This window comes from Streptomyces sp. Ncost-T10-10d, from assembly GCF_900091955.1.
In the GTDB taxonomy this organism is placed as follows: Bacteria; Actinomycetota; Actinomycetes; order Streptomycetales; family Streptomycetaceae; genus Streptomyces.
In genome coordinates this window covers 1-1,287 of the sequence record NZ_FMDF01000198.1, presented here as the reverse complement: position 1 = coordinate 1,287, position 1,287 = coordinate 1, and the positions used below count along the sequence as shown (strand labels likewise).

Sequence of the window (1,287 nt, the reverse complement as noted above, 5' to 3'; positions counted from 1 at the left end):
TGAGGTTCCCCCGCGGCGCGGGAGTGGCTGACTAGCTGGTCAGAGCGGGTTGACGTGGTTTCAGGTTCACTTGTTCGGTCGCTGCCTGGTCGGCGTAGTACTTCTCCTCGAACTCGATCGGGCTGAGGTAGCCCAGCCGTTTCTGGATGCGGCGGGGGTTGTAGAAGCCGTCGATGTACTCGAAGAGCGCGAGGTTCGCTTCGGCCCTGGTGGCGAAGACGCGGCCGCGGATGCACTCGGTCTTGATGACCATCCACAGGTTCTCCGCCAGGGCATTGTCGAACGAGTCGCCGACCGAGCCCATGGACGCCTGGATACCGGCCCTGACCAGGCGTGTTGTGAGCTTCACGGACGTGTATTGACAGCCGTGGTCGGCGTGGTGGATGAGCTCACCGGGTGCGACTTCGCGGCTGGCCAGGGCATACTCCAGCGAGGTGAGGACCAGGTCGGCGTCCGCGCGGGCGGAGGTCTCCCAGGCGACCACCCGGCGGGAGAACGCGTCGCGGATCGCGGACAGCCACAACGGCCCCTCCCCAGTGGAGATCATGGTCAAGTCGGTAACCCACAGCCGGTTCGGCCCATTCGCGGTGAAGTCGCGTTGCACCAGGTCAGGGGCCAGCTCGGCGTCCGGGTCACGGCGAGTGAAACCCGTGCCCCGGCGGGGGCTGATCCCGGCCAGGCCGGCCTCCCGCATGAGCCGCTCGACGCGCTTCCTGCCGACGTGGACGCCCTCACGCTTGAGGACGGCGTGCACGCGAGGTGAGCCGTAGATCCCGCCGGACTCGTCGTGGACCTGCCGGATCCTGCCCGTCAGCTCGGCGTCCCGACGGCGCCGTTCGCACGGTTCCTTCTCGGCCCGGCGCCACCGGTAGTAGGTGGAGGAGGGGATGTTCAGTTCCCGGAGTACGGGCTCGACCCCCAGATGCGGGTGCTCGTCAACGAGCGCCGTCACCTGGGCCGGGTCGGGTCGAGCTGGGCCGCGAAAAAAGCCGAGGCCGTCCGCAGGACCTCATTCGCACGCTTGAGCTGGGCATTCTCCTTGCGCAGGGCGGCAAGCTCCTCACGCTCGGCGGTGGTGAGCAGGTCGTCGCGTTCGCCGGCGTCGGCCTCGGCCTGGCGGATCCAGTTGCGCAGGGCCTCGTGGTGCACGCCGAGTTCCTCGGCCATGCGGCGGATCACGGGCTTCGGCTCGGCGGTCCGGTACATCCGTACCGCACGCTCACGCAACTCCAGCGGGTACTTCCTCGGCGCAGGCATCGTCTGGGCTCCTCTCATGAGACCCATCTG

General features: G+C 68.1%; 2 protein-coding genes. Both read right to left on the bottom strand.

All coding sequences use genetic code 11. The annotated features are described in order from the left end of the window. Positions 1-31 precede the first annotated feature (31 nt). Positions 32-952 carry an IS3 family transposase gene (locus tag GA0115254_RS34435; protein ID WP_093899186.1) on the bottom strand — a complete coding sequence of 307 codons (921 nt, stop codon included), beginning with the start codon at positions 950-952 and terminating at the stop codon, positions 32-34. After that, positions 949-1,257, bottom strand: a complete 309-nt coding sequence (locus GA0115254_RS34430; protein ID WP_176740405.1) for a transposase — start codon at positions 1,255-1,257, stop codon at positions 949-951. The genes GA0115254_RS34435 and GA0115254_RS34430 overlap by 4 nt, the downstream gene beginning before the upstream one ends. Positions 1,258-1,287 lie beyond the last annotated feature (30 nt).